This window comes from Streptomyces sp. NPDC107500 (assembly GCF_055582785.1).
The window spans coordinates 167,380-192,168 of record NZ_JBVJPF010000005.1; the positions used below are offsets into that span (position 1 = coordinate 167,380).

Genomic DNA, 24,789 nt, shown 5'->3' on the forward strand with positions numbered 1-24,789 from the left:
AGTCCTCCCCGGCACTCAGTGCTTGGCGTCGGCGAGGTGCTGGGTGCCGATGCGCTTGCGGAACACCCAGTACGTCCAGCCCTGGTAGAGCAGGACGACCGGTGTGGCGATCACGGCCAGCCAGGTCATGATCTTCAGCGTGTAGGCGCTCGAGGACGCGTTGGTGACGGTGAGGCTCCAGTCCGGGTTGAGCGTGGACGGCATGACGTTCGGGAAGAGCGTCAGGAAGAGCATCGCCACCGCGGCGACGATGGTGCCGCCGGAGAGCGCGAACGACCAGCCCTCACGCCCGGCCTGGTTCGCCACCAGAGCCGCGACCAGAGCGGCGACGGCCACCACGAGGGCGACCAGGCTCTTGCCGTTCCCGCTGTGGGCCTGCGTCCAGATCAGGAAGACCAGGGCCAGCACGGCCGTGACCAGCCCGACCCGCAGCGCCAGGACCCGTGCGCGCTCTCGGATCTCACCGACGGTCTTGAGGGCGGTGAACACCGTTCCGTGGAAGGTGAACAGGGTCAACGTGACCAGTCCGCCCAGCAGCGCGTACGGGTTGAGCAGCTCCCAGACGGTGCCGACGTACTCCAGGTCCCGGTCGATCTTGACCCCGTGGACGATGTTGCCGAAGGCCACGCCCCACAGGAACGCCGGGATCAGCGAGGTCCAGAAGATCGCGGTCTCCCAGTTGCGCTGCCAGCTCTCCTCGGGCCGCTTCACGCGGTACTCGAAGGCGACGCCCCGGACGATCAGGCAGACCAGGATGACCAGCAGCGGAAGGTAGAAGCCGGAGAAGAGCGTGGCGTACCACTCGGGGAAGGCGGCGAAGGTGGCGCCGCCGGCGGTGAGCAGCCACACCTCGTTGCCGTCCCACACGGGGCCGATGGTGTTGATCAGCACCCGCTTCTCGGGCCGGTTCCGGGCGAGCAGCTTGGTGAGCACGCCGACCCCGAAGTCGAAGCCCTCCAGGAAGAAGTAGCCGGTCCACAGGACGGCGATCAGTACGAACCAGACGTCGTGCAGTTCCATGACTGTGCAGCTCCCTCGGCCTAGTACGAGAAGGCCATCGGCTTGTCGGCGTCACGGAGGTCGCCGCCGATCTTCTTGGGCGGGTTGAGGTCGGCCTCGGACAGCTCGGGCGGGCCGGCCTTGACGTACTTCACCAGCAGCTTGACCTCGATCACGGCCAGGACGGCGTAGAGCAGGGTGAAGACGGTCATCGAGATGATGACCTCGGTGGTGGAGACACCGGGGGAGACCGCGTCCCGGGTCTGCATCACGCCGTAGACCACCCAGGGCTGGCGGCCCATCTCGGTGAAGATCCAGCCCCACGAGTTGGCGATCAGCGGGAAGGCCATCGTCCAGACCGCCAGCAGCCAGTACCACCGGGTGAGCCTCGCCCCGAGCGGCTTCCTCAGCAGGACCAGATGCGGCACTTCGTCCTCGCCGGTGCGCAGCGGGGCCGGCAGGAGGAACCTCTTACGGGTCAGCCACAGGCCCAGCAGGCCGAGGGAGAAGGACGCCATGCCGAAGCCGATCATCCACCGGAAGCCCCAGTAGGCGACGGGGACGATGGGCTTGTAGTCGCCGGGGCCGTACTTCTCCTGGAGGGCCTTGTTGGTGTCGTTGATGCCGGGCACGTAGGACTCGAAGTCGCTGTGCGCCAGGAAGGACAGCAGTCCGGGGATCTCCAGGGCGACCTTGTTGTGCCCCTTGTCGACGTCCCCGTAGGCGAACACCGAGAAGGGCGCGGGCTTCTCGCCGTCCCACAGGGCCTCGGCGGCGGCCATCTTCATCGGCTGCTGCTCGTACATGACCTTGCCGAGGGTGTCGCCGCTGACCGCGGTGAGCAGGCCGCCGACCGCCAGGGTGACCAGGCCGAGCCGCAGCGAGGTCCGCATCACCGGGATGTGCTTCTTGCGCATCAGGTGGAATGCGGCGATGCCGACCATGAAGGCACCGCCCGTCAGGAAGGCCGCCGAGAAGCTGTGGAAGACCTGGTTGAGGGTGGTGTTCTGGGTGAGGACCTGCCAGAAGTCGGTGAGTTCGGCGCGGCCCTTCTCCTCGTTGATCCGGTAGCCGACGGGGTGCTGCATCCAGGAGTTGGCCGCGAGGATGAAGTACGCCGACAGCAGGGTGCCGATCGAGACCATCCAGATGCAGGCCAGGTGGATCTTCTTGGGCAGCTTGTCCCAGCCGAAGATCCACAGACCGATGAAGGTGGACTCGAAGAAGAAGGCGATCAGCGCCTCGAAGGCGAGCGGGGCGCCGAAGACGTCGCCGACGAAGCGCGAGTAGTCGGACCAGTTCATGCCGAACTGGAACTCCTGCACGATGCCGGTGACGACACCCATGGCGATGTTGATCAGGAAGAGCTTGCCCCAGAACTTGGTCGCCCTGAGGTACTTCTCCTTCTCCGTGCGGACCCATGCGGTCTGCAGCCCGGCCGTCAGGGCGGCCAGTGAGATCGTCAGGGGGACGAACAGGAAGTGGTAGACGGTCGTGATGCCGAACTGCCACCGCGCCAGGGTCTCCGGCGCCAGAGCCATGTCCACGTCGTCACTCTCCTTACCTCGCCACATCGCCGTGGTCAGCGGCGTTTTGAACGTGTATGTCACACCCAACGCGGGCGTAACCGGGACACGCTTGTGAACGCGTTCACATTCACAAGCAATTATGACCTACCGCTTTTCGGCATCGGAAGGGGGGTCCCCTGTGACGTCAACCCCTTGGCAGGGACTTCAACATATTGTTGAATCCGCGGCATGCAGATTCGGATCTCATGGCCTGCGGGACACCTCACCGCGACACTCGACGACACCCCGACCACGCAGGCGCTTCTCAAGGCCCTGCCGCTCACCGCCTCCGCCCACACCTGGGGCGAGGAGGTGTACTTCGACACAGGTGTGTCGGTTTCACGTGAAACGGACGCCCGGGAGGTCGTCGAGCCGGGCACGGTCGCCTTCTGGACCGACGGGGACGCCCTGGCCCTCCCCTACGGGCCCACACCGATCTCGCGAGGCGACGAGTGCCGCCTCGCGAGTCCGTGCAACGTCATGGGCCGCCTGGACGGCGACCCGCGCCTACTGGCCACGGTGCGCAACGGCGACCCGGTACGCGTGGAGCGCGTCGACGCCTGACGGTCGTGTCCCGGTCCGCCGCCTGACAGGAGCGCCCCGGTCCGCCGCCTGACCTGCGGCTCCCTCCGGCCTACAGCTCCTTGCGGAACGCTTCCGACACCTTCAGGAAGATGTCGTTCGCCTCGCTCTCCCCGACCGTGACCCGCACACCCTCGCCCGGGAACGGTCGGACGACCGCGCCGGCCTGCTCGCACGCGCTCGCGAAGGCGACCGTGCTCTCCCCCAGCCGCAGCCATACGAAGTTGGCCTGGGTCTCCGGCACCGTCCAGCCCTGTGCGCGCAGCGCGTCGACCACGCGCGTGCGCTCGCACACCAGCGACCCGACCCGGCCGATCAGCTCGTCCTCGGCGCGCAGCGAGGCGATCGCCGCCTCCTGCGCGATCTGGCTCACCCCGAAGGGCACCGCGGTCTTGCGCAGCGCCGCCGCCACCGGCTCGTGCGCGATCGCGAAACCGACCCGCAGCCCCGCGAGGCCGTACGCCTTGGAGAAGGTGCGCAGGACGCAGACGTTGGGCCGCTTCCGGTAGATCTCGACGCCGTCCGGCACCTCGGGGTCGCGGATGAACTCGCGGTAGGCCTCGTCCAGTACCACCAGCACATCGCTCGGCACCCGGTCGAGGAAGCGTTCCAGCTCGGCCCGGCGCACCACCGTGCCGGTCGGGTTGTTGGGGTTGCAGACGAAGATCAGCCGGGTCCGCTCGGTGATCGCGTCGGCCATCGCGTCCAGGTCGTGCACGTCGCCCGGGGTCAGCGGGACCTTCACGGAGGTCGCGCCACTGATCTGGGTGATGATCGGGTACGCCTCGAAGGAGCGCCAGGCGTAGATCACCTCGTCGCCCGGGCCCGAGGTCGCCTGGATCAGCTGCTGCGCCACGCCGACCGACCCGGTGCCGGTGGCCAGGTGGGTGAGGGGCACACCGAAGCGGTCCGACAGCTCGCTCATCAGGGACGTACAGGCCATGTCCGGGTACCGGTTGAAGGACTCGGCGGCGGCCGTCACCGTCTCCATGACGCCCGGCAGGGGCGGATAGGGGTTCTCGTTGGAGGACAGCTTGTAGGCCACCGGGCCGTCGGCCGCGGCGGGCTTGCCCGGCTTGTAGGTGGGAATTCCCTCCAGCTCGGCGCGCAGCTTGGGGCTCGTCTCGCTCACCGCAGTCCTCCTCGTGACCACCACCGGCATCGAATACTTCTCACCTTATGAGGATTCGCCGCCGCTGCGTATAGGTGAGGCCGGACCTCCTCCGTCACACTGGCAACAGGGGCATCTGGGCACGAAGGCGCACGATTCAGGGGGCGCGCCGCACATATATCTACGCGCCGGTGGCTTGCGCCGTGGCGCGCATCACCCGTGCAGGTGAGTTGAGACCTCTTCGCAACATCCGCCCCATGGCAGGCCCTCACTGGTCGACACGCCAGGTACTGGCATGACTGGGCCCAACTAGCTTGCTTTCCAAGGCTGTTCTGCGTTAATGATCATGCAGAAACGTGACTGTCAACGCGTGCATATGCGTCCGCCCTACCCCACCCCATGAGCCCTACTATCGGCTCGCCATGACAGCAGCAGGGAAGCACCAGGTGAGCCGCGCGGAAACCTCACGTCGAGGCAGCCGGCCGGGCCGGGCGGGCATCAGGGACGTGGCCGCCGCCGCCGGAGTATCCATCACTACCGTCTCCGACGCACTCAACGGCAAGGGCAGACTCCCGGATGCCACCCGGCGCCATGTGCGCGAGGTCGCCGACCGTCTGGGCTACCGGCCCTCGGCCGCCGCCCGCACACTCCGCACCGGCAAGTCCGGGCTCATCGGCCTGACCGTGACGACGTACGGGGATGAACCTTTCACCTTCACCGAGTTCGCGTACTTCGCGGAGATGGCGCGCGCCGCCACCTCCGCCGCGCTCGCCCGCGGCTACGCCCTCGTCATCCTCCCGGCGACCTCCCGTCACGACGTGTGGTCCAACGTCGCACTCGACGGGACGGTCGTCATCGACCCATCGGACCACGACCCGGTCGTCACCGAACTGGTCCGCCAGGGCTTACCGGTCGTCTCCGACGGCCGCCCGGCCGGCACGCTCCCCGTCACGGCGTGGGTGGACAACGACCACGAGGCGGCCGTCCTCGGCATCCTCGACCACCTCGCCGACGCCGGCGCCCGCAGGATCGGCCTGCTCACCGGCACCACGACGGACACGTACACCCACCTGTCGACCACCGCCTACCTGCGCTGGTGCGAGCGCGTCGGGCAGGACCCGGTCTATGAGGCCTACCCCGCCCACGACCCGTGCGCCGGCGCGGTCGCCGCCGACCGGCTGCTGGCCCGCCCCGACCGGCCCGACGCCGTCTACGGCCTGTTCGACCCGAACGGGACCGACCTCCTCGCCGCCGCCCGCCGCTACGGACTGCGCGTCCCCGAGGACCTGCTGCTGGTCTGTTGCAGCGAGTCCACCGTCTACGCCAGCACCGAGCCGCCCATCACCACCCTCTCGCTCAAACCCCGCCGCATCGGTACGGCCGTGATCCAGGTGCTGATCGACGCGATCGAGGGGCTGCACTCGGACCAGCCGGTCGAGCAGGTCATACCGACCGAACTGATCGTGCGCACGTCCTCGCAGCGCCGCCCGCCCCGGACGACGGTCAGCCCGCCGCGATCACCGGAGAGCGACTAGGAGCGCGCCGGTCCACACGCTCGGCGCGTACGGCGGCGCGCCCCGGTCCGAAACGGGGCGCAAAGGGGCGGCGCACCGGGCGCGCGAAAGGCGGCGAACGCCACACCCGGCCCGCCCGCAACACGGCCGGACGGCATTCATGGACGGGCGAAGACCGGCCCAATCGGGGCGAAAGCCGCGGTGAACCGGAGTCCTGTTCTGATTCACCACCCCTGGGTCATCACACAGCGCGATCCGCATTCCTATGATGGGCCCACACACCGCGGGCCGCTGCGACCAGGCAGTCCGAAGCGGTGCAGATGCGGCGCGATGGTGGAGGGGTCAATGACTCAGGGGGCCGGTCAGGGACCCGAGGTGGAGCGGACCGCGACGGTGCGCGACTTCCGGGTGCCCGCTTACGTCCACGAGACCGCTCCGTATGCCGGCCCCGGCACACAGGCGGGCGAGCCCGCGCCGCCCTCCGAGGAGGGGGCCGAGGAGCCCTACCCGGAGGGGTACACGCCCACGCAGCGGGATCTGCCCGTCATCCGTCGGGGTGACACGGTTCAGGTGCCCGTCGACCCCGAGCCGATCCAGGTGGGGCAGTCCGTCACCGGCCAGGGTCCGCTGTTCGTCGTGGGCGACGTGCACGGCTACCTCGACGAGCTGCTCGCCGCGCTGCGCGAGAAGGGCCTCGTCGACGCCGACGGCCAGTGGTGCGCGGGCACCTCACGCCTGTGGTTCCTCGGCGACTTCACCGACCGCGGCCCGGACGGCATCGGCGTCATCGACCTGGTGATGCGGCTGTCCGCCGAGGCCGCCGCGGCCGGCGGCTACTGCAAGGCGCTGATGGGCAACCACGAGCTGCTGCTGCTCGGCGCCAAGCGGTTCGGCGACACACCGGTCAACTCCGGCGCCGGCACCGCCACCTTCCAGGCGGCCTGGCTGCTGAACGGCGGCCAGAAGACCGACATGGACCGTCTCCAGGACCACCACCTTCAGTGGATGGCCCGCCTCGACGCCCTCGAAGAGGTCGACGACCACCTCCTGGTCCACTCCGACACCACCACCTACCTCGACTACGGCCGCTCCATCGAAGAGGTCAACGACACCGTCCGCGAGACCCTCACCCGTAACGACGCGGAAGAGGTCTGGGACCTGTTCCGCAAGTTCACCAAGCGCTTCTCCTTCCGCGACGAGGGCGGCGCCGAGGCCGTGCGCTCACTGCTGGATACGTACGGCGGCACCCGGATCGTTCACGGACACAGCCCCATCCCCTACCTGCTCGGCGAGGTCGGCTCCGAGGACGGCGAGGACGACACCCGTACGGCGGTCGAGGGACCCCACGTCTACGCGGACGGGCTGGCCATCGCGATGGACGGCGGCGTGACCATGGCCGGAAAGCTGCTGGTCCAGCAACTTCCGCTGGACGCCTGACCGTTCGGCGGTTGAGCGTTTCGACGGCGGGACCCGTACGGGACGGCACCCAATTTCTGGAAACCCCCTGTCACCCTCCACCGTCACCGCTCTACCATCGGCTTATCCGTAGCAGGCTCCCCTCCGTTTCTGCCCGACGGCTCGTTGGCATGCGAGCCCCAAGCCCTACGGAGCATCGGGGGATGCACATGAACAGCGTTCCGCAGCACCTGTCCAACGAGGACCGCCAAGAGTACGAGCGGATCCTCGACGAGGCGCTGCGCTCCGCACCACACCGCCCGGAACTGGCCGCTGTCGGACAGCGGCTCAACTCCGAACAACTGCGCACCATGGCACTCAACGCGACCGCCCTCATCACGGCGGCGGCCACCACCGAGTACCAGCACTACGTGAAGGCCCGCGAGGAACTGCGCCACCCCGCGTCCTCCGCCACGTCGCCCGCCACGCGCGAGTCCGGCTCCGACGAGCAGGGCGGCAACGCGGTGGGACTCGCCGCCACCATGGGGGAGGTGGCCGAGGCGACCGGTGCGGGGGCCGTCGCCGTCGTCGCCGTCCTGGCACCCGTCCTGGCCGGCACCGCCGCGGCGATCTTCCTGCTCGTCGGCTACATCCTGAAGATGCTGGATCCGGAGCAGGCCTTCGCGCAGACCATGCTCACCACGGGATGGATGTTCGGCGCCGTGACCGCGGTGGCGATCCTCGTCGCCGCGGTGGGGCTGCTGATCACCGCGCTGCGCAACCGGCCGTCCGCCGAGTCCGGCTCCTACGGCGTACTCGACGAGGAAGTGGCCCGGGCCAGGGACGCCTGGCACGACGCCCTGCTGGAACGCGGCATCCTGCCCTTCCTGCAGGAGGCGCTGGGCAATCCGGGCACCGCGGCACTGCACCGCACGGGACCGAAGGCCCCGAGCAGCCGCATGCCGCACCTCGGATACGGTCGGCCCGGGTTCACCAGTCCCGACGGCGGCCCCGAGACCGGTCACCGTCCGAGCTACTCCAGCCCGGACTACAGCAGCCCGGACTTCGGGGGTCCGGAACACCGGCCCGAGTAGCCACCGGTCCGGGCGGGCGGCGCGTCAGAGGATGCCCGCCCGGCCGGCGGCTGTGATCCAGGACGGAAACTCGGACAGCAGGCGGTCGTAGAGCTCCGGGTCCGGCACGGTGGCGATGTCGTCCACGGCGAAGAAGCCGACGTTGTCGACGCGGCGGCCCGTCAGGGTGTCGAAACGCTCCAGCACCCCGTACTTGGCCCGGCCGAGCCCCACGAACTGCCAGAAGACCGGCTCCTCCACCGCCTCCCGCAGTTCCCGCTCGATCTCGGCGTCGCGGTACACACCGCCGTCGGAGAAGAACAGGACCAGGGTCGGAACCGGTGCCGGATTCTCCCGGACGAAGTCACGGACCTGGGCGATCACCTTCTGCTCCTCGTTCTGGATCCCGACCGCCCGCATGTCGACCTGCCGGGGCTCCAGGCCCTTCTTCCGGCCGCGGCGGAAGAGGCTGATCTCCCCCACGCGAACGTGCAGCCGCAGCCACTCGGGCAGCTCGCCCAGGCGCAGGTCGGGCAGGCGGGCCGGGTTCGAGGCGAAGGTCCATGCCTGCATCTCGCCGTCGTCGTCCAACTGCGCGGCGACGGCGGCCATCCGCTCCACGACGTCCGCCACGACGCCCTTGGAGTAGAGGAACGACATGGAACCGGAGGCGTCCAGTACGAGGATGACGCGCGCGGTGACGCCGTCGGCGCCGTGCTTGCGCAGGCTGACGGCGACCTGCTCCTTGCGCAGGGACAGCCGCTTGCGCATGTCCACGGGCAGCTGTTCCTCGCCCTTGGTGAGGCGGGCCGGCCCAGTGGATGCGGTCGGCGGCGGAGACAGAGGTTGAGGGGGCGGCGTCGGCGTCGGCGTCGGCGTCGGCGTCGGCGTCGGCGTCGGCGTCGGGGGAGCGTCGTCGTCCACGGTGATGCCGAAGTCGGTGGCGAGCCCCGCGAGTCCGGCGGCGTACCCCTGCCCGACGGCGCGGAACTTCCACTTCCCCTGCCGTCGGTACAGCTCGCCGCCGACCAGGGCGGTCTCCGTCCCGGCGGTCATGTCGAACCGGGCCAGCTCGGTGCCGGAGGCGGCGTCCAGCAACCGCATCGACAGCCCCGGTACCCGGCCGAACGTCCCGCCGTCCGCCGAGGCGCACAGCACGATGCGTTCGACGGCCGGCTCCACCGAGACCAGGTCCACCTCGACCGCGTCGGTAGTGACGCCCGCGGGCGCGCCGGGTCCGCCCCGCTTGCCCAGGTGCCCCACCGCGCCGGACGCGTGCCGGGGCTGGTTGTAGAAGACGAAGTCACCGTCGTCCCGCACCCGTCCGGCCGAGGTGAGCAGCAGCGCGGAGGCATCGATCTCGGGAACCCCGGGCCCGGCGGCCCAGGCGAGTTCGACCCGCACCGCGGGGGAGTCGACGGCGAGGTTGGCACCCTTGCTCAGGGAGGTGGATGTCATGCCCCCAGTCTGCCGAGACGGACCCGTCGGCGGGGAGAGGGCGGACCGACCGTCCGCCCTCCCCACCGCACGGTGACGCGCTCGGCTGGTCAGTCCGCGAGTGGCAGGTACACGCGGTTGCCGGCGGCCGCGAACTCCTTCGACTTCTGGGCCATGCCCTCCTCGATCTCGGCCGCGCTTCCCCCGTGTTCGCGGCGGATGTCGTGCGAGATCTTCATCGAGCAGAACTTCGGCCCGCACATCGAGCAGAAGTGGGCCGTCTTGGCGGGCTCGGCCGGCAGGGTCTCGTCGTGGAACTCCCGTGCCGTGTCCGGGTCGAGGGCCAGGTTGAACTGGTCCTCCCACCGGAACTCGAAGCGGGCGTCGGACAGCGCGTCGTCCCACTCCTGCGCACCTGGGTGACCCTTGGCGAGGTCGGCGGCATGGGCGGCGATCTTGTAGGTGATGACGCCGGTCTTGACGTCGTCACGGTTGGGCAGGCCCAGGTGCTCCTTGGGCGTGACGTAGCAGAGCATGGCCGTGCCCCACCAGGCGATCATCGCGGCACCGATGCCGGAGGTGATGTGGTCGTACGCCGGCGCGACGTCCGTGGTCAGCGGGCCGAGCGTATAGAACGGAGCTTCATCGCAGATCTCCTGCTGAAGGTCGATGTTCTCCTTGATCTTGTGCATCGGGACGTGTCCCGGGCCCTCGATCATGGTCTGAACGTTCAAACGCTTCGCGGTCCGGTTGAGTTCCCCGAGCGTGCGCAACTCGGCGAACTGCGCCTCGTCGTTGGCGTCCGCGATGGAGCCCGGCCGCAGGCCGTCACCGAGGGAGTACGTGACGTCGTACGCGGCGAGGATCTCGCAGAGTTCCTCGAAGTTCTCGTACAGGAACGACTCCTTGTGGTGCGCCAGGCACCACGCCGCCATGATCGAGCCGCCGCGCGAGACGATGCCGGTCTTGCGGTTCGCGGTCAGCGGCACGTACGCCAGGCGCACACCCGCGTGGACCGTCATGTAGTCCACGCCCTGCTCGGCCTGTTCGATCACGGTGTCCTTGTAGACCTCCCAGGTCAGCTCCTCGGCCCGGCCGTCGACCTTCTCCAGGGCCTGGTAGAGCGGCACGGTCCCGATGGGGACGGGGGAGTTGCGCAGGACCCACTCGCGGGTGGTGTGGATGTTGCGGCCGGTGGAGAGGTCCATGACCGTGTCGGCGCCCCACCGGGTCGCCCAGGTCATCTTGTCGACCTCCTCCTCGATGGAGGACGTCACCGCCGAGTTGCCGATGTTGGCGTTGACCTTCACCAGGAACCGCTTGCCGATGATCATCGGCTCGATCTCGGGGTGGTTGACGTTGGCCGGCAGTACGGCACGGCCCGCCGCGATCTCCTCGCGGACGACCTCCGGCGAGACGTTCTCCCGGACGGCCACGTACTCCATCTCGGGCGTGATCTCGCCCCGGCGGGCATACGCGAGCTGCGTCACCGGAGTGCCGCCCCGGCCCCGTCGGGGCTGCCGCGGCCGTCCGGGGAAGACGGCGTCGAGGTTGCGCAGCCCGCCGCGTGGCGAGGTGTGCTTGATGCCGTCGTCCTCGGGACGGACGGGACGGCCCGCGTACTCCTCGGTGTCGCCGCGGGCGATGATCCAGTTCTCCCGAAGCGGCGCCAGTCCCCTGCGGACGTCGGTGTCGACGAGCGGATCCGTGTACGGGCCGGAGGTGTCGTACAGCGTGACCGACTGCCCGTTGGTGAGGTGCACCTGACGGACCGGCACCCGCAGGTCGGGGCGCGAGCCCTCGACGTACGCCTTGTGCCAGCCGATGGACTTCCCGGCCTCCGCGGTCTCCTCCGGGGAGGAGTTCTGCGTGGAGGCAGGCGTGCGTGCGTCCTTGATGGTCATGAGACCTACTCCCTACGCCGGCATTACCCGGTAACAGGTTCGGCGGTCGACGCAGCGGATTCCGTCCGCCGACGCTTCGTGGGATACATCACTCGACTTCGGTGACGTTTCCCGTGAAACATCGCTGGGACGGAGGTCAGCGCCCTCTCAGCCCGGTGCTCCGAGCTCCCGCGTGTACAAAGGTGTGTCCACGCTAACGCCCACTCGGGCGCGGTGAACAGAGGGCCCCCCTTGTTCTTGCGATGATCGGTCGGTGACCACACCGCAGCATCCCCCCTTTCCGCCGCACGATCCCCGCCGCGGACCGCACGCCGAAGAGGGCGCCGCCCGTGGCGCCGGCGACCACGGACACGGCCACGGACCCGGAGGGGGCGGCGGCCACGGACCCGGAGCGGGCGGCGGCCACGGACCCGGAGAAGGCGGCGGCCACGGGCCCGGAGGAGGGCACGGGCACTCGCACAGTCATGGCCCCGCGGCGCCCGTCTCCCGGCATCTGCGGAAGGTCATCGCCGCGATCCTGATCCCGTTCACCGCGGCGGTCCTGATCGGGCTCGCCGTCCTGTGGCCGGGCGGCGCGCCGCCGCACGAGCGCACCGGCGTCGGCTTCGACCGGCAGACGCAGCAGGCCACCGTGACCAAGGTGGTGGAACTGAGCTGCCAGTCCGTCAACGCCTCGGGCTCCACCCCCACCGGCGACACCTCCACCGCCGAGGGCTCCTCCGCGGTGCAGCAGGCGAACGGCGAGTGCAAGCGGGCGACGATCCGCGTGGACAGCGGCAAGGACAAGGGCCGCACGTTCGAGGAGATCGTGCAGCCGGACCAGTCACGGCAGTTGCACGAGGGCCAGGAGGTCGTGGTCGCCTACGAGCCCTCCGCGCCCCGGGACCTGCAGTACTCGGTGACCGACATCAACCGCCGGCTCCCCCTCGCCCTGCTCGCCGGCATCTTCGCGCTGGCCGTGGTGGTCGTCGGAAGGCTGCGGGGCCTGATGGCGCTGATCTCCCTGGCCATCAGCTTCCTGCTGCTGAACTTCTTCATCCTCCCCGCGATCCTCCAGGGTTCGAATCCGCTGCTCGTCGCGGTGATCGGGTCCAGCGCCATCATGCTGATCGCGCTGTACCTGTGTCACGGCCTCTCCGCGCGCACGTCCGTGGCGGTGCTCGGCACGCTGATCTCCCTGTTGCTGATCGGCGTTCTCGGGTCGCTGTTCATCGACTGGGCGGCGCTGACGGGCAACACGGACGACAACACCGGCCTCATCCACGGCTTGTATCCGTCGATCGACATGAGCGGTCTGCTGCTCGCCGGCGTCATCATCGGTTCGCTCGGTGTCCTCGACGACGTGACGGTCACCCAGACGTCGGCGGTCTGGGAGCTGCACGAGGCCAACCCGACGATGGGCTGGCGCGGGCTGTACCGCGCGGGCATCCGCATCGGCCGCGACCACATCGCCTCGGTCGTCAACACGCTCGTGCTCGCCTACGCGGGCGCCGCGCTGCCCCTGCTCCTGCTGTTCTCGATCGCGCAGAGCGGGGTGGGGACGGTCGCCAACAGTGAGTTGGTCGCGGAGGAGATCGTGCGCACCCTGGTCGGCTCGATCGGCCTGGTGGCGTCCGTGCCGGTCACCACGGCCCTCGCCGCGCTCGTCGTCTCGGCCGACCGGACGCCGGCACAGTCCGCCGGGGCGACGCCGGGCGGGGACGCGGCTCCCGTACGCGGCGGACGCGGCCGTCGCCGCAAGCGCTGACGCGCCCCGGGCGAAGCGTTTCGCCCGCACCGGGCCTGCCGTAACGGTTCAGCCCGCGCTCTGCTCCTCCGCCAGGATGCGGTCCAGCGCCTCGTCGAGGTGGGTGTCGAAGTCCTCGAGCGCGCCCTCCTGGCCCAGGGGCACCAGCTTGTCGGTGCGGTCGAGGAACGCCACCAGCGGCGCCGCCGAGGAACGGAACAGTGCCTGGTCGCAGCCGACCTGGAGGCGGATCAGCACCTCGGCCAGCGGCTCCGGCTCTACCGGTGCGATGCGCACGTCCCCGTCACCGCACGGCCGGCCCACCCCGTCGACCAGTAGCTCCCGGCCGAAGGCCCAGGTCACCGGGGCGTCCCCGGGGAGATGGAAGGTCAACCGCACGGCGTAGGGATCACAGGTCGCGTAGCGCAGTTCCACCGGAATGCGGAACGAGAGCTCCTCGGACACGAGAAAGCTCATCATGACCTCTGCCTGTACGGACTCGCCCATCGCACACCCGTCATTCGCCGTCGACTGTCCGGGAATCAAACCTCTAACACTGATGGCATCTTGCTCAACGTACACACCAGATCACAAGGAGTGAGTTTTCAGATACTGATAGAGATCGCGAGTGACCCCAGGAGCCGCCCCACCTCGTCCTGCAACCGCTCCGCGGCCGACAGCAGCCGGTCGGCCTGGTGAAGGGGCAGGGAGACGGCCATCGTGGCCACCGTGGTGCCGACGGTGATGGGGATCGCGGCGCACACCGTCCCCAGGGCGTACGCCTGGCGTTCGGTCACCGGAGACGTCCGCCGCATGCGCTCCAGGCGTCTCAGCAGGGCATTGCCATCACGGACCGTGTACGGCGTGAGCGACTGCACCGAGTAGCGGTTCAGGTGGTCCCGGCGGGCGTCCTCGTCCAGTTGCGACAGCAGGCACTGCCCGACGGCGTGCGCGTGCCCGGTCTCGCGGAAGTCCGCCCACTCCTCGACTGCCGGGTTGCCCGGGGTGTCGGAGACGCACATGACTTCGATCTCGCCGTCGCGGTACATGGCGTAGTACACGGGGGCGCCGATCGCGTCGCGCACCTGCGCGAGCGCGTCGACCACCGTGCTGCGACGTTTCTGCGCGGCCCCGCTGCCGCCCAGCCGCTCGGCGGCGTCACCGAGGAAGAACAGCCCCTTCTCCCGGCGCAGATACCCCTCGTGCACCAGGGTGCGCAACAGGTGGTACGCCGTGGGGAGCGCCAGCCGGGTCTCCCGAGCCAGCTGCTTGGCGGGGGCTCCGTACTCGTGTTCCGCGACGCATTCCAGGAGACGCATCGCCCGCTGCACGGAGCCGATGAGGGTCGCCGAGGGCGGATCGGCGGACGGGGGTGGGGGCGGGGGCGTCGAGTAGGGCTGCACGGGCAGGGCGTGCAGCGGTGCGAATGCGGTGTCAGCCGTGGCCAAGGTTCACTCCCGGGAACGCGAGGAGGCCGTCCGTGCGGGGAACACGGGTGGGGTGGGCGCCGTTCGCGAGGTCGCCCCCGCGTGGAGTTCCGGACTCTAATCGCCGGTCACCGCCCGCCGACGGCCCGTCCGGGAAACTTCCCCCGCCCGAGGGAACCGGTGGTTCCCGTTACCGCCACCCTTGTCCCACGGCGCTCACCAGTCGCTGCGCGAGGACGAACTCGACATGAACTTGCGCACGACGTAGATCAGTCCGCCGACGAGCGCGACGAAGACGAGCAGCTTGAACAGCAGTCCGATCACGAACCCGACCACGCTGGCGATGAGTCCGCCGAACACGACCAGGGCGATGACCGGCACCGCGATCCACTTCACCCACCACGGCAGTCCCGTGAAGATCTCTCGCATGGCCCTCGTCCTTACCTTCCACCCGTTCGAGGACCGGGCCCTGCGTGGGCCCGGTCTCCCGCTGGGAATGCTCTGATGTCCTGCACCCGATGCTAGGGCCGCGAAGGTCCCCGCAGGGCGCACGCACCCCTTGTCTCCCCCTGACCGTTCCCCTAGGGAACCCCGGGGTGGAGACTCAGCTCTCCGGCGGAGAGAACACCACGAGAACCCGCAGATCCTCACTGATGTGGTGGAACTTGTGGGCGACCCCGGCCGGGACGTAGACCACACTGCCGCGGGCGACCTGGGTGGTCTCCATGCCCACGGTGATCGCTGCCCGTCCGCTCACCACGAAGTACACCTCGTCCTGCGCGTGCGGGTTCTGTGGATCGGACGTGCCCGCGTCGAGGGCGTACAGGCCGACCGACATGTTCCGCTCACGCAGGAACTGCAGGTAGGCACCGTCGTTGGCGGCGCGTTCCGCCTCCAGTTCGTCCAGCCGGAATGCCTTCATCGCCTCGTCCGCCCCTGCCTCACCGTTCGTTTCCGATCGCGTCTGCCACGATCAGACACATGAAGAATTTCCTAGTCAAGACGATCGCCAACGCCGGCGCCCTCGCGGTCGCCGTATGGCTGCTCGACAAGATCACCCTGACTGGGGGCAGCACCGGTGAGAAGGCCGTCACGCTGATCGTGGTGGCGCTGGTGTTCGGCCTGGTGAACATGGTGGTGAAGCCGATCGTGCAGGTGCTCACCTTCCCGCTGTTCATCCTGACCCTCGGTCTGTTCACACTGATCGTCAACGCGCTCATGCTGCTGCTCACCTCATGGGTGGCCGACAAGCTCGACGTGAGTTTCCACGTCGACGGCTTCTGGACCGCCGTCCTGGGCGGACTGATCATCTCGATCGTCTCCTGGGCGCTCAACGCGTTCCTGCCCGACGGGGACCGTGTGCGATGACCTACCGCGTCTGCTTCGTGTGCACGGGCAACATCTGCCGTTCCCCGATGGCCGAGGCCGTCTTCCACGCGCGCGTGGCGGACGCCGGGCTCGACGACCTGGTGACGGTCGACAGCGCCGGTACCGGGGGCTGGCACGAGGGCGACGGGGCCGACCCGCGCACCGTGGCCGTCCTGGCGGAGCACGGGTACGACCTCGGCCACACCGCCCGGCAGTTCCATCAGTCCTGGTTCTCCCGCCTCGACCTCGTGATCGCCCTCGACGCCGGCCATCTGCGAGCCCTGCGCCGCCTGGCGCCCACGGAGGAGGACGCGGCCAAGGTGCGTCTGCTGCGCTCCTACGATCCCGCCGCCGACGACGGTGACCTGGACGTTCCGGATCCGTACTACGGGGGCACGGACGGCTTCGAGGAGTGCCTTGAGATGGTGGAGGCGGCGAGCGGAGGACTGCTCGCCGCGGTACGCGAGCAAGTGGAGGGACGGGCGGCATGAGTGATTCCGCTACGAACGACGAGCACGGCGGGCACGGGCCGGGGACGCCCACCGGCACCGGCGACGGCACACGCGCGGTACGGGCCGGGCTGCCCGAACCCGTCAAGCACGAGCCGACCCTGCCCGGTCCGGTGTTCGCCGCCCACTTCCATCTGCCCGGCGAGCCGACCGGCCCGTACACCTACGGCCGCGACGAGAACCCGACCTGGACGCACCTGGAACAGGCCATCGGCGAGCTGGAGTCTCCCGGGCGGGACGGCGTCGAGACGCTCGTGTTCGCCTCCGGCATGGCCGCGATCTCGTCGGTGCTCTTCTCGCAGCTGCGCGCCGGGGACGTGGTCGTGCTGCCCAGCGACGGCTACCAGGTGCTGCCGCTGGTCCGTGCCCAGCTGGAGGCGTACGGCATCGAGGTGCGCACCGCGCCGACCGGCGGGGACGCCCAGCTCGACGTCCTGGACGGGGCGAAGCTCCTGTGGATCGAGACGCCGTCCAACCCCGGTCTCGACGTGTGCGACGTACGACGGCTCGTCGAGGCGGCACACACGCGCGGCGCCCTGGTCGCAGTCGACAACACCCTCGCCACACCGCTCGGACAGCGCCCGCTGGAGCTCGGCGCCGACTTCTCCGTCGCCAGCGGCACCAAGCAGCTCACCGGCCACGGAGACGTCCTCCTCGGATACGTGGCGGGCCGCGACGCCGAGGCGATGACCGCCGTACGGCGCTGGCGCAAGATCGTCGGCGCGATCCCCGGCCCCATGGAGGCCTGGTTGGCGCACCGTTCGATCGCCACCCTCCAACTGCGGGTCGACCGGCAGAACGCCACCGCGCTCCGGGTCGCCGAGGCGCTCCGGGCGCGGCCCGAGGTCACCGGTCTGCGGTATCCGGGGCTGCCCGACGACCCCTCGCACAAGATCGCCTCGCAGCAGATGCTGCGCTACGGATGCGTCGTCTCCTTCACGCTGGCCACGCGCGCGCGGGCAGATCGTTTTCTCGACGCGCTGCGGCTGGTGGAGGGTGCGACGAGCTTCGGCGGGGTGCGGTCCACGGCCGAGCGGCGCGGGCGCTGGGGCGGCGACGCGGTGCCGGAGGGCTTCGTGCGGCTCTCGGTCGGCGCGGAGGACCCCGAGGACCTGGTGGCCGATCTGCTGCGCGCACTGGACGAGACGGCGGACTGAACCGCCGTACGACGGCCGTACAACGGGCGGTCCGAGCCTCCCCCCTCGTGGCTCGGACCGCCCTCCGGTTCCGCGTTCGAAGAACCGCGCGACCAAGGCTAGTTGACTGTGTGTCAGTGTCCAATCACAGTAGCGACAGCGACCTATCGACATATTTATAGTTGGCCACGCCGGGGGCCGGAGTCGTTCGCAAGAGGGGGCATGCCGTGGATCTGGCCTTGCTGCGCACCTTCGTCACCGTGCACCGGGCCGGTTCCTTCACGCGCGCGGCAGCCCTGCTCGGTCTCTCACAGCCCGCCGTGACCTCGCAGATCCGCACGCTGGAGCGCCAGCTCGGCCGCCCGCTGTTCCTGCGCCAGGCCCGCGGCGTGACCCCGACGACCATCGGCGACGAACTCGCGCACAAGGCCGCACCCCATCTCGATGCCCTCGTGGAGATCGCCGAGACCGGTGTCCAGGACGACTCCTCGCTGCGGACCCTGCATCTCGCCGGGCCGCCCGAGTTCACCGCCGAGCGGGCGCTGCCCGTCCTCACCGAACTCACCGGTGAGGACGGACAGGGCTTCGCGCTGCGCGCCTCGTTCGGGAACGCGGAGGAGACACTGGACGGGCTGTCCGCCGGACATCATGATCTGGCCATCGGCACGGCGCGTCCCCGGGGCGTGCTGCTCACGGCGACTCCGCTCTGCGACGAGGAACACGTCCTGGTCGCCGCGCCGAGCTGGGCGGAGCGAGCGGGCATCGACAAGCCCCACAGCACCGACGCGCCCGCGCTGGAGCGCGTACCCGTGGTCGAGGTGCACGAGTCGCTGCCTTTCGTCGCCCGCTACTGGGCCTCCGTCTTCGACGCCCGCCCATCCGCCCCCGGCACGATCGTCGCCCCCGACCTGCGTGCCGTTCTCGCCTGCACGGCCGCCGGCGCGGGTCTCGCCGTACTGCCCCGCTATCTGTGCGCACCGGCGCTGGAGCGCGGCGACGTGGTCGCACTGCACGACCCGGCGGTACCACCGCTGCGGACGTACTTCCTGGTGGTGCGGACCGGCACGTTGGCGATGCCGCACATCGCCCGGGCCCATGAGTGGCTGCTGCGCGCGGCGGCCGACTGGAACTGAGCCGACGGGCTCGCGAGCTGTGGGTGCGCGGCAATGTTTCACGTGGAACCAACCGGGCCACATTTCTCCCATGACCGTCCGACCCGTGGTCAAGCGCACCGCTCGCGCCGTTCTCCTGGACCGCGAGCACTTGATCCTGATCAAGCGCACCAAGCCCGGCGTCGATCCCTACTGGGTCACACCCGGGGGCGGGGTCGAGCCCGAGGACGCCACCGTGGTGGACGCACTGCACCGCGAGGTGTACGAGGAACTCGGCGCCAAGATCACCGACGTCGTCCCCTGCTTCGTGGACACGGTGGAGCACATCGGCGAGGACGGCGGCGCGACCGGCGTGAAGGTGCAGCACTTCTTCGTCTGCCGTCTGGGGTCCATGGACCCGGCCCTGCGGCACGGCCCGGAGGTCGACGAGCCCGCCGGCGAGTACGAGATCGTCCGGGTGCCGTTCACCCGGGTCGGGATCGCCTCGGTCCACTTGGTGCCGCTGTCGCTGCGGCACTACCTGGACGGCAACATCGAAGGGGTGCGGGCTCTGCACGCCCCCGATCTCGGCTGAGCCGCTCGGGCACGACATGGCCAAAAGCTTGCCCGTTCCCCCGGAAACGGGTGGACGCGGGCACCCGCTGTCGGACAGCCTGACCTGCGTGCCGACACCTTCCTCCGCCTCCGCTCCGATCCGCCGTCTGACGCTCCGCGATCTCACCGCCTGCGCCGACCTGTCCGAGGACCGGGGGTGGCCGCGCGAGGAGCACAAGTGGGGGTTCCTCCTCACCGCCGGGACGGGGTACGGCATCGACGATCCCGGAGGCGGCCTCGTCGCCGCCTGCACCGTCACGGAGTACGGTCCGCACGGCCGGCCCTCCCTGGCCGCCATCGGCATGGTGCTGGTGGCCGAGCGCCACGCCCGCCAAGGCGTCGGCCGCAGGCTGATGCGCCGCGTCGTCTCCGGACTGGGCACCACCCCGCTGACCCTGCACGCGACCCCGTACGGCCGGCCGCTCTACGAGGAGCTCGGTTTCAAGGTCACCGGCCGGGCGGAGATGGTCCGCGGGCGTTTCACCCCGGTGGGGCCCGAGCCCGCGATCGCCACGCGGGCGGCCACGGCCGAGGACCTCACCACGATCCTCCGGCTCGACGAGGAGGTGTTCGGCGCCGACCGCACCCCCATCGTCACGCGCCTGCCCGCCTTCGCGGATCAATTGCGGGTCGCCGAGGAGGACGGCCGGATCATCGGGTACGCCGCGGCCTGGCCGAACATGGACACCCACGTCGTGGGTCCGCTGATCGCCCGGGACACCGAGACGGCGAAGGCGCTGATCGGTTCCCTGGCCGCCCGCACCGACCGTCCGCTGCGCACGGACATCGACGTGCGCCACGAGGAACTGCTGGCCTGGGTGCGTGAACGCGGCCTGGCGGTGGTCGCCTCGAACGCCGTGATGACGTACGGCATCACCGAACTGCCCGGCGACTGGAGCCGGCGGTTCGCGCCGCTGACGGTGGCGGCGGGCTGACCGGGGCGTCCTGACCGCCTGCCGTCAGGCGAGGGCCTTCACGGCGGCGGAGGCGAAGCCGTGGTCCTGGTCGGGTGCGCCACCGCCCACTCCGATCGCGCCGATCAGCCGGCCCTCACGGTGCACGGGAACGCCGCCCGCGATGAACAGCAGGGGGCGGTCGAGCGCCGTGGGCAGGGTGTGGAAGAGCCCTCCGGGCTGAACGGCGTCGACGAGGTCGGCGGTGGGGGCGTTCAGCTGGAGCGCGGTGTAGGCCTTGCGGGTGCTGGTCTCGCCGGAGATCAGGACGGCACGGTCGTCGCGCCGGAAGGCGAGCAGGTGGCCGCCCGCGTCGAGGACGGTGACGCTGACGGTCACCCCGGCGGCCTCGGCGGCGCGGTGGGCAGCGGTGACGAGGGACTCGGCGTCCTCGATCGTCAGCGGGGCGACAGCGGTGGTGCTCATGGGGTTTCTCCTTGATCGGTGCCCGGTGAGGGCGGTGGGTGGCGCGGTGCCGGTGCGGGAGTGCGCCGGCGGTGCGGTGCGGTGCGGCGCCTGGGCCGGTGCTTCGGTGAGCGCCGGGGCGGAGTGAGCCGCAGGACGCGGGGACGGCCCTGGCCCCGCACTCCGCGGCCCGGGTCGGTCAGTGGTGGACGGCTGCGGTGCGCTGATCCGCGGGCGTGGCGCCCGCGACGACCGCGGCGGGCGCGCCCTCGCGCCGTTCGAGCGCGGCCGAGAGGACGGCGAGGAGCAGGGCGGCGGCGGCCAGCACGGCACCGACCCAGTTCGGGGCGGTGTAGCCGAAGCCGGCGCCGATGACCACGCCGCCGAGCCAGGCGGAGAGCGCGTTGCCGAGGTTGAAGGCGCCGATGTTCACGGCCGAGGCCAGCGTCGGGGCGCCGTGCGCGTGGTCCAGGACGCGCTTCTGCAGCGGCGGCACGGTGGCGAAGCCCAGGGCGCCGATGAGGAAGACGGTCACGGCCGACGCGATCTTGTCGTGCGCGGTGAGGGTGAAGAGGGCCAGTACGACGGCCAGGGCACCCAGGGAGATGTACAGCATCGGCATCAGGGCGCGGTCGGCGAACTTGCCGCCGACGAGGTTGCCGCCGACCATGCCGAGGCCGAAGAGGACCAGCAGCCAGGTGACGGAACCGTCCGCGAACCCCGCGACATGGGTCATCATCGGCGCGATGTAGGTGATGGCCGCGAAGACGCCGCCGAAGCCGAGGACGGTCATGGCCATCGCCAGCAGGACCTGGACGTTCTTGAAGGCGGCCAGTTCGTGGCGCAGCCGCACGCCCTCGGGCTTGGGCACGTCGGGGACCAGCTTGGCGACACCGGCCAGACCGACGACGCCGAGCGCGGCGACGACGGCGAAGGTGACGCGCCAGCCGGCGGACTGCCCGATGAGCGTGCCCAGCGGGACGCCGACGACATTGGCGACGGTCAGACCGGTGAACATCATCGCGATGGCACCGGCCTTCTTGTGCGGGGCTACCAGGTCGGCCGCGACGACCGAGCCGATGCCGAAGAAGGCTCCGTGGGCGAGGGACGCGACCACGCGGCCGATCAGCATGACGGAGAAGGCCGGCGCGAGGGCGGAGAGCAGGTTGCCCACGATGAACAGGCCCATCAGCAGCATCAGCATCCGCTTGCGCGGGACCTTGGTGCCGAGGACGGTCATCAGCGGGGCGCCGAACATCACGCCGAGCGCGTATCCGGTCACCAGGAAGCCGGCGGTGGGGATGGAGACCCCGTAGTCGCCGGCGACCTCGGGCAGCAAGCCCATGATCACGAATTCGGTGGTTCCGATACCGAAGGCCCCGATCGCGAGGGCCAGAAGCGCGAGAGGCATGGAGGGGTACACCTTCCCAGAAGATTGCAGGAGCGCTTTGCGTGCGTTCACAATAGTTGCGCGCGCGGGCTATATGCAAACGCGGACTATCGCGGGCCTGGTCTACCCTGGTCTCAATCACTCCGGGACGGAGGAACCACATGACAGCGACGGACCCCGCGCTCACCGCCCTCTCCCAGGGCTGGTGCGCACTCTCCCTGCTGCACGGGAGGATCGAGGCCCACATCGAGCGCGCGCTGCAGGCCGGGCACGACCTGAGCGTGCGCGAGTACTCCCTGCTCGACGTGCTCAGCCGGCAGCACGACGGCGACGGGGGGCACCTGCAGATGAAGCAGGTCGCCGACGCGGTCGTACTCAGCCAGAGCGCGACGACCCGCCTCGTCACCCGGCTCGAGGACCGCGGGCTGCTCGAGCGCTACCTGTGCCCCACGGACCGTCGCGGCATCTACACCAACGTCACAGCGGCCGGCCTCAAGCTGCTGGACGAGGCCCGGCCCACCAACGACGCCGCGCTGCGCGAGGCCCTCGACGAGGCGGCCGCCAACCCCGACCTGGCCCCGCTGGTCCGGGCCGTGGAGACCCTCAAGGCACCGGTGCCCGCCTAGCCCGACCCGGAGCGCGACCCACGGACATAGGGTGCGGTCATGGCAGATCTTGAAATACGCCGGACCACCGCAGCGGACCTCCCGGCGGTCGTCGCGATGCTCGCCGACGACCCCTTGGGCGCCCAGCGTGAGTCACCGGACGACCTGGAACCGTATCTGGCCGCGCTCGAACGGCTCGACGCCGATCCGAACCAGCACGTGGTCGTCGCCGTCCGCGACAGCCGTGTCGTCGGCACCCTCCAGCTGACGATCGTCCCCGGCCTGTCCCGGCGTGGCGCCACCCGGTCGATCATCGAGGGTGTACGCATCCACGCCGACGAGCGCGGCAGCGGCCTGGGCACACAGCTCATCGAGTGGGCGATCGACGAGTCCCGTCGACAGGGGTGCCGGCTGGTGCAGCTCACGTCCGACAAGACGCGAACCGACGCCCACCGCTTCTATGAGCGTCTGGGCTTCTCGGCCTCGCACACAGGGTTCAAGCTCCAGCTGTGAGCAGCACCGCCATCCGGAGCGCTCAACGGCTGGGGGTCCTGTTTCACGTGAAACAAGACCCCCAGCCGTTGGACAACGCCTAACCGATCCCTCGCCAGCCCTCCGGGTCCACCCCGCCCGGCACGGGGGAACCCGCGTCGTACGGCTGCCGAGTGAAGACGAACGATCCCAGGTCCAGGTGGCTCACACTTCCGTCCGGACGTCGTACCGCCTCCAGCAGCTCCCCGGCGTAGTAGCCCTCCAGGCCCGTCCAGGTCCCGTCACCGTTGGCCCGGAAGCGCGACCGTCGGCCCTGACCCGACAAGGGCTCCAGCGACACTCCCCCGTCGGAGATCAGCCGCAGGGCGAAGGCGTGCGTCCCCCAGTACCACTGCCCGGCCAACTCCAGTACGGAGGCGTCCGCCTGCGGCAGCGGACGCCACGGTTCGGGGATCCGGGGTTCCGCCTCGGCGACGATACGCACGAGGTCGGCACCCACCCCGCCGAGCAGCGGTCCAGAGGTGCAGTTGGTCAGCACCACCGCGGCGACGTCGTCCTCCACGGCGATGGTGAGGTTGGCCAGGAAGCCCGGGAGGGAGCCGGAGTGCCCCACGAGCAGCCGCCCGTCCCGGTGCTGGATCTGCAGTCCCAGGCCGTACGCCGCTCCGTCCGCGACGTCCGCGGCCTCGACCGCTGCCGCGGGGGCCCGCATCTCCCGGACGGTGTCCGCGCACAGGACCCGGTCGTCCCCCGTGGTCAGAAAGACGGCGAACCGCGCCAGGTCCCCGGTGGTGGACCAGAGTTGTCCGGCGGGGGCCATCCTGCCGAGATCCTCGGCAGGCTCGGGCAACAACACGTCGGCCCACGGATGCACCGCCCAGCCACCCGCGTGCGGAGCGCTCGGGCGCGCGGCCGTGCGCTCCAGGCCCAGCGGTTCCAGCACCTCACGCCGCAGCACGTCCTCCCACGAGGCACCGCGGACCTCCTCGACCAGCGCACCGAGCAGGGTGTAGCCGGGGTTGGAGTAGTGGTGCCGACGGCCCACCGGGTGCAGCAGCGGCCGCTTGCCCAGCACGTCGGCCAGTTCGGGCCGCAGTGATCCCGGCGTCCGCTCCCACCACGGCGCGGGCGACTCGGCGGCCAGTCCGCCCGAATGGGCCAGCAGTTCGGCGATCGTGGCCTCACCCGCCCCGGTACCCGGCAGATGCTTCTCCAGAGGGTCACCGAGGTCGAGCAGACCCTCGTCACGCAGCCGCAGGACGAGGACAGCCGTGAACGTCTTGGTGATCGAACCGATGCGGTACTGCACGTTCTCGTCGGGGCCGTGCCCGTCGACCGAGGTCCGCGCACCGTGCCACACGGTCCGCCCGCCCCGGACGACCGCCGCCACCAGCGAGGGCGTGCGCCCCTCGGCCTGTGCCACGGCGATCCGGTGCAGCAGCTGCCGACGGGTGGCGGGGAGCAGCTCATCCTGAGGTGTCGTCATGCC

General features: G+C 70.1%; 25 protein-coding genes. 13 read left to right on the forward strand and 12 right to left on the reverse strand.

The window, feature by feature from the left end:
• Positions 1-15 precede the first annotated feature (15 nt).
• Together cydB and ACZ67M_RS21065 are read right to left on the reverse strand one after the other, a co-directional pair.
• Positions 16-1,020 (reverse strand): cytochrome d ubiquinol oxidase subunit II, encoded by a 1,005-nt coding sequence (gene cydB, locus ACZ67M_RS21060; RefSeq protein ID WP_385802694.1) that lies wholly within the window; start codon positions 1,018-1,020, stop codon positions 16-18.
• 20 nt (positions 1,021-1,040) lie between these two features.
• Entirely contained in the window at positions 1,041-2,546 is a 1,506-nt protein-coding gene (locus ACZ67M_RS21065) for a cytochrome ubiquinol oxidase subunit I (RefSeq protein ID WP_361356637.1), read from the reverse strand.
• Between the two features lie 210 nt (positions 2,547-2,756).
• On the opposite strand from ACZ67M_RS21065, the gene ACZ67M_RS21070 reads away from it, so the two are divergent.
• Complete coding sequence (locus tag ACZ67M_RS21070; RefSeq protein WP_355827547.1) at positions 2,757-3,131, forward strand: cyclophilin-like fold protein; 375 nt, start codon at positions 2,757-2,759, stop codon at positions 3,129-3,131.
• Positions 3,132-3,201: 70 nt separating this feature from the next.
• Here ACZ67M_RS21070 and hisC read toward each other — a convergent pair whose 3' ends face one another.
• Positions 3,202-4,281, reverse strand: a complete 1,080-nt coding sequence (hisC, locus tag ACZ67M_RS21075) for a histidinol-phosphate transaminase (RefSeq protein ID WP_361356639.1) — start codon at positions 4,279-4,281, stop codon at positions 3,202-3,204.
• A 401-nt stretch (positions 4,282-4,682) separates the two neighbouring features.
• Between hisC and ACZ67M_RS21080 the strand changes: the two genes are divergently transcribed.
• The 3 genes from ACZ67M_RS21080 to ACZ67M_RS21090 all read left to right on the forward strand — a co-directional run bounded on the left by ACZ67M_RS21080 (position 4,683) and on the right by ACZ67M_RS21090 (position 8,263).
• Positions 4,683-5,795 (forward strand): LacI family DNA-binding transcriptional regulator, encoded by a 1,113-nt coding sequence (locus ACZ67M_RS21080; protein ID WP_122616520.1) that lies wholly within the window; start codon positions 4,683-4,685, stop codon positions 5,793-5,795.
• A 309-nt stretch (positions 5,796-6,104) separates the two neighbouring features.
• Positions 6,105-7,211 carry a metallophosphoesterase gene (locus tag ACZ67M_RS21085; RefSeq protein ID WP_361356641.1) on the forward strand — a complete coding sequence of 369 codons (1,107 nt, stop codon included), beginning with the start codon at positions 6,105-6,107 and terminating at the stop codon, positions 7,209-7,211.
• A 182-nt stretch (positions 7,212-7,393) separates the two neighbouring features.
• Positions 7,394-8,263 (forward strand): hypothetical protein, encoded by an 870-nt coding sequence (locus ACZ67M_RS21090; RefSeq protein WP_385802689.1) that lies wholly within the window; start codon positions 7,394-7,396, stop codon positions 8,261-8,263.
• A 24-nt stretch (positions 8,264-8,287) separates the two neighbouring features.
• Here ACZ67M_RS21090 and ACZ67M_RS21095 read toward each other — a convergent pair whose 3' ends face one another.
• Positions 8,288-9,700, reverse strand: a complete 1,413-nt coding sequence (locus tag ACZ67M_RS21095) for a VWA domain-containing protein (RefSeq protein WP_469852182.1) — start codon at positions 9,698-9,700, stop codon at positions 8,288-8,290.
• An 89-nt stretch (positions 9,701-9,789) separates the two neighbouring features.
• Positions 9,790-11,583: a phosphomethylpyrimidine synthase ThiC gene (thiC, locus tag ACZ67M_RS21100; RefSeq protein ID WP_385802685.1), complete on the reverse strand. Its 1,794-nt coding sequence runs from the start codon at positions 11,581-11,583 to the stop codon at positions 9,790-9,792.
• A gap of 253 nt (positions 11,584-11,836) precedes the next feature.
• Here thiC and ACZ67M_RS21105 point away from each other — a divergent pair, with 253 nt between their 5' ends.
• Positions 11,837-13,330 carry a YibE/F family protein gene (locus ACZ67M_RS21105; RefSeq protein WP_469852184.1) on the forward strand — a complete coding sequence of 498 codons (1,494 nt, stop codon included), beginning with the start codon at positions 11,837-11,839 and terminating at the stop codon, positions 13,328-13,330.
• Positions 13,331-13,378: 48 nt separating this feature from the next.
• On the opposite strand, the gene ACZ67M_RS21110 is transcribed toward ACZ67M_RS21105, so the two are convergent.
• From ACZ67M_RS21110 to ACZ67M_RS21125, 4 genes are all read right to left on the reverse strand, one after another.
• The gene (locus ACZ67M_RS21110; RefSeq protein ID WP_361356649.1) at positions 13,379-13,816 is read right to left on the reverse strand and encodes an SsgA family sporulation/cell division regulator; all 438 of its coding nucleotides are present in this window, start codon (positions 13,814-13,816) and stop codon (positions 13,379-13,381) included.
• 98 nt (positions 13,817-13,914) lie between these two features.
• On the reverse strand, positions 13,915-14,628 hold the full coding sequence (locus tag ACZ67M_RS21115) for an IclR family transcriptional regulator (RefSeq protein WP_206328636.1): 714 nt from the start codon (positions 14,626-14,628) through the stop codon (positions 13,915-13,917).
• Between the two features lie 324 nt (positions 14,629-14,952).
• A complete protein-coding gene (locus tag ACZ67M_RS21120; protein ID WP_007388908.1) occupies positions 14,953-15,165 on the reverse strand; it encodes a DUF5326 family protein in 213 nt (70 codons plus the stop codon).
• Between the two features lie 175 nt (positions 15,166-15,340).
• Entirely contained in the window at positions 15,341-15,658 is a 318-nt protein-coding gene (locus tag ACZ67M_RS21125; RefSeq protein WP_114528306.1) for a cupin domain-containing protein, read from the reverse strand.
• Between the two features lie 59 nt (positions 15,659-15,717).
• On the opposite strand from ACZ67M_RS21125, the gene ACZ67M_RS21130 reads away from it, so the two are divergent.
• The 6 genes from ACZ67M_RS21130 to ACZ67M_RS21155 all read left to right on the forward strand — a co-directional run bounded on the left by ACZ67M_RS21130 (position 15,718) and on the right by ACZ67M_RS21155 (position 20,390).
• The gene (locus ACZ67M_RS21130) at positions 15,718-16,104 is read left to right on the forward strand and encodes a phage holin family protein (RefSeq protein WP_361356650.1); all 387 of its coding nucleotides are present in this window, start codon (positions 15,718-15,720) and stop codon (positions 16,102-16,104) included.
• Positions 16,101-16,595 (forward strand): low molecular weight protein-tyrosine-phosphatase, encoded by a 495-nt coding sequence (locus ACZ67M_RS21135; protein WP_392011140.1) that lies wholly within the window; start codon positions 16,101-16,103, stop codon positions 16,593-16,595. The genes ACZ67M_RS21130 and ACZ67M_RS21135 overlap by 4 nt, the downstream gene beginning before the upstream one ends.
• Positions 16,592-17,770 carry a cystathionine gamma-lyase gene (locus ACZ67M_RS21140; protein ID WP_385802677.1) on the forward strand — a complete coding sequence of 393 codons (1,179 nt, stop codon included), beginning with the start codon at positions 16,592-16,594 and terminating at the stop codon, positions 17,768-17,770. The genes ACZ67M_RS21135 and ACZ67M_RS21140 overlap by 4 nt, the downstream gene beginning before the upstream one ends.
• A 206-nt stretch (positions 17,771-17,976) precedes the next feature.
• Entirely contained in the window at positions 17,977-18,882 is a 906-nt protein-coding gene (locus ACZ67M_RS21145; RefSeq protein ID WP_469852187.1) for a LysR family transcriptional regulator, read from the forward strand.
• Between the two features lie 70 nt (positions 18,883-18,952).
• Positions 18,953-19,435, forward strand: a complete 483-nt coding sequence (locus ACZ67M_RS21150; protein ID WP_161343320.1) for an NUDIX domain-containing protein — start codon at positions 18,953-18,955, stop codon at positions 19,433-19,435.
• Positions 19,436-19,523: 88 nt separating this feature from the next.
• Positions 19,524-20,390 (forward strand): GNAT family N-acetyltransferase, encoded by an 867-nt coding sequence (locus tag ACZ67M_RS21155; protein ID WP_469852189.1) that lies wholly within the window; start codon positions 19,524-19,526, stop codon positions 20,388-20,390.
• Positions 20,391-20,414: 24 nt separating this feature from the next.
• On the opposite strand, the gene ACZ67M_RS21160 is transcribed toward ACZ67M_RS21155, so the two are convergent.
• Positions 20,415-20,834, reverse strand: a complete 420-nt coding sequence (locus ACZ67M_RS21160; RefSeq protein ID WP_125491315.1) for a GlcG/HbpS family heme-binding protein — start codon at positions 20,832-20,834, stop codon at positions 20,415-20,417.
• 178 nt (positions 20,835-21,012) lie between these two features.
• Complete coding sequence (locus tag ACZ67M_RS21165) at positions 21,013-22,224, reverse strand: MFS transporter (RefSeq protein WP_392237165.1); 1,212 nt, start codon at positions 22,222-22,224, stop codon at positions 21,013-21,015.
• A gap of 140 nt (positions 22,225-22,364) precedes the next feature.
• Here ACZ67M_RS21165 and ACZ67M_RS21170 point away from each other — a divergent pair, with 140 nt between their 5' ends.
• Both ACZ67M_RS21170 and ACZ67M_RS21175 read left to right on the forward strand, forming a co-directional pair.
• Positions 22,365-22,829, forward strand: coding sequence for a MarR family winged helix-turn-helix transcriptional regulator (locus ACZ67M_RS21170; protein WP_361356670.1), 465 nt, complete (start codon positions 22,365-22,367; stop codon positions 22,827-22,829).
• 39 nt (positions 22,830-22,868) lie between these two features.
• The gene (locus ACZ67M_RS21175) at positions 22,869-23,321 is read left to right on the forward strand and encodes a GNAT family N-acetyltransferase (protein WP_469852192.1); all 453 of its coding nucleotides are present in this window, start codon (positions 22,869-22,871) and stop codon (positions 23,319-23,321) included.
• A gap of 79 nt (positions 23,322-23,400) precedes the next feature.
• On the opposite strand, the gene ACZ67M_RS21180 is transcribed toward ACZ67M_RS21175, so the two are convergent.
• A complete protein-coding gene (locus ACZ67M_RS21180) occupies positions 23,401-24,786 on the reverse strand; it encodes a serine hydrolase domain-containing protein (RefSeq protein ID WP_469852194.1) in 1,386 nt (461 codons plus the stop codon).
• Positions 24,787-24,789 lie beyond the last annotated feature (3 nt).